Raw genomic sequence first — 2,719 nt, 5'->3', positions numbered from 1 at the left:
TCATCGGCGGGGTCCGCTTCCCCGCCATCGGCCAACTGCCCTACCTGCTCACCCTCGCAGGCCACGGCTTCTACTGGTTCCGAATCCGCAAGGACGGCGCGTAGAAGCAGCGGGCGGGGCGGTTTCCACCGTCCCGCCCGGGGCACGCAGGCAGTAACCCCCCGACCACCCCCGGGAAGGGACGTACGCCATGTCGGAAGCCGCCACCCACCCCACCACGGCCCAGGCAGGTCTCCTCGCCTCCCTCGAACCCCTGCTGCGGGAGTGGCTGCCACGGCAGCGGTGGTTCGCGGGCAAGGGGCGGCCGGTCACCGGGTTCTCGCTGGTGGCGGCGACCGACCTGCTGCCACCCGGAGGCACGCTGGGCCTGGTCCATCTGCTGGTACGGGCCCATCAGCCGGAAGCGCCGACCCTGGGCGCCGTGCCGCACCCCGGCGACTGCTACCAGCTCCTGATAGGTGTGCGCGAGGCGCTGCCGCCGCGGCTGGCGCCCGCACTCATCGGACATGTGTCGGACGGACCGCTGGCCGGCCGGACCGTGTACGAGGCGCTGTACGACCCCCGGGCCGCCACCGTGCTCCTGGAGGCGCTGCGCACCCGGGCCCGCGTCGGCGCGCTGCGCTTCGACGGCGATCCGCGCCGGCCGATCGGGGACGGGCTCGTCCCGAGGCGGGTCACCGCGGAGCAGTCCAACTCGTCCGTCGTCTACGGAGATACGTTCATTCTGAAGCTCCTGCGGCGTGTCGTCCCCGGCACCAACCCGGATCTGGAACTCCCGCTGCTGCTGTCGCACGAGCGCTGCCCCCGAGTGCCCGCACCGACCGGCTGGCTGCTCGCGCACCTCGACGATCCGAACGAGCCCTACGTCCTGGCCGTGCTGCAGCCGTATCTGCGGGGCGCCTCCGACGGCTGGGAGCTGGCGCTGCGCGAGCTGGCCAAGGGCGAGGACTTCACCCCGGACGCGCGGGCGCTCGGCCGCGCCACCGCCGAGGTGCACACGGCCCTGGCCCGCGCCCTGCCTCCGGTCACGCTGGGCCACACCCGGATACGGCTGCTGGTCGGCGGCATGGCCGAGCGGCTGGAGGCGGCGGCGCAGGCGGTGCCCGCGCTGCGGCCGTACGCACCCGCGCTGCACTCCGCGTTCGAGGCGCTGGCCGGTCTCGCCGCCGAGGGGCGGTCCTGGACCGCTCAGCGCATCCACGGGGATCTGCACCTGGGCCAGTGCCTGCGCGCGCCGTCCGGCGCCTGGTCGCTGATCGACTTCGAGGGCGAGCCGTCGAGGCCGCTCGCCGAGCGCCGGATGCCGCAGCCCGTGGTGCGGGACATCGCCGGGATGCTGCGCTCCTTCGACTACGCGGCGCACTCGGCCGGGCCCCCGGCACCGCAGTGGGCCACGGCGTGCCGGGCCGCGTACTGCTCGGGATACGCCGAGGTCGCCGGGCACGATCCGCGGACCGAACCGGTGCTGCTGCGCGCGTACGAGACGGACAAGGCCGTCTACGAGGTCCTCTACGAGGCCCGCCACCGCCCCGACTGGCTGCCGGTGCCGATGGCGGCGATACGCCGCCTGGCCGCTGACGCCACCCCCTGATCCACCGCCCGTTGCCCTTTGCCGAGGAGGCCCCGCCCGTGACGCCCCGCCCTCCGTCCGACGACAGCACGCAGAAGAACGGCGACGGTCCGCAGAAGACCGGTACCGGTGGGAAGAAGGCGACGGCCGCGAAGAGGACGACGGTGGCCGCCGAGAAGTCGACGGCCGGTACGAAGAAGGCGGCAGTGGCCGGGAAGGCGCCGGCGAAGAAGGCGGCAGCAGCGAAGAAGGCCCCGGCTCCTGCCAAGAAGGCCGTCGCCAAGAAAGACCCCGCCAAGAAAGCCGCCGCCGGGAAAGCCGTCGCCAAGAAGGCCACCGCCCGGCGGACGGCCGTCGTGCAGGCGGCCGCCTCCGAGGGGGCCCTCTCCCTCGCCGACTCCCCCGCCGTCGGCGCCCCCGACCGCGCGCGGCTGATCGACGGCACCCACCACGATCCGCACGCGGTGCTCGGCGCCCATCCGGTGCCCGGCGGGGTCGCCGTCCGGGTCTTCCGTCCGTACGCGCTGTCGGTGACCGTCGTCGCCGACGGCCTGCGGACCGAGCTGCACGACGACGGCGGCGGGTTCTTCTCGGTGCTGGCGCCGGCGGACCTCCCGGCCTATCGGCTTCTCGTGACCTACGAGGGAGCGACGCAGGAGACCGAGGACGCGTACCGCTTCCTGCCCACGCTCGGCGAGCTGGATCTGCATCTGATCGGCGAGGGACGGCACGAGCAGCTGTGGCAGGTGCTCGGCGCCCATCCGATGACCCACCAGGCCGTGACCGGCACCCGCTTCGCGGTGTGGGCGCCGAACGCGCGCGGTGTGCGCGTGGCCGGAGGCTTCAACCACTGGGACGGCAGCGGTCACGCGATGCGCTCCCTCGGCTCGTCCGGGGTGTGGGAACTGTTCGTGCCCGGGATCGGCGAGGGCGAGCTGTACAAGTTCGAGATCACCCGCCCGGACGGCTCCCGGACCCTGCGTGCCGACCCGCTGGCCCGGCGCACCGAGGTCCCGCCGCACACGTCCTCGGTCGTGCACGTCTCCCGCCACGAGTGGCACGACGAGGAGTGGCTCGCGCATCGCGGGGACATCCCCGTCCACGAGGCGCCGTTCTCGGTGTACGAGGTGCATCTGCCCTCCTGGCGAC

The 2,719-nt window shown here is 73.7% G+C and carries 1 protein-coding gene and 2 pseudogenes; all 3 read left to right on the top strand.

Going from position 1 to position 2,719, the window contains the following annotated elements; all coding sequences use genetic code 11:
* Nucleotides 1-104, top strand: a pseudogene (locus AB0L95_RS42020) (trehalose synthase); the annotation flags it as partial.
* A gap of 86 nt (nucleotides 105-190) precedes the next feature.
* Nucleotides 191-1,591, top strand: a complete 1,401-nt coding sequence (locus tag AB0L95_RS42015) for a maltokinase (protein ID WP_365171930.1) — start codon at nucleotides 191-193, stop codon at nucleotides 1,589-1,591.
* Nucleotides 1,592-1,629: 38 nt separating this feature from the next.
* Nucleotides 1,630-2,719, top strand: a pseudogene (locus AB0L95_RS42010) (1,4-alpha-glucan branching enzyme); the annotation flags it as partial.

Origin of the sequence: Streptomyces sp. NPDC052036 (assembly GCF_040680495.1) — a bacterium.
In the GTDB taxonomy this organism is placed as follows: Bacteria; Actinomycetota; Actinomycetes; order Streptomycetales; family Streptomycetaceae; genus Streptomyces.
This window is presented reverse-complemented; position numbering and strand designations above follow the sequence as displayed.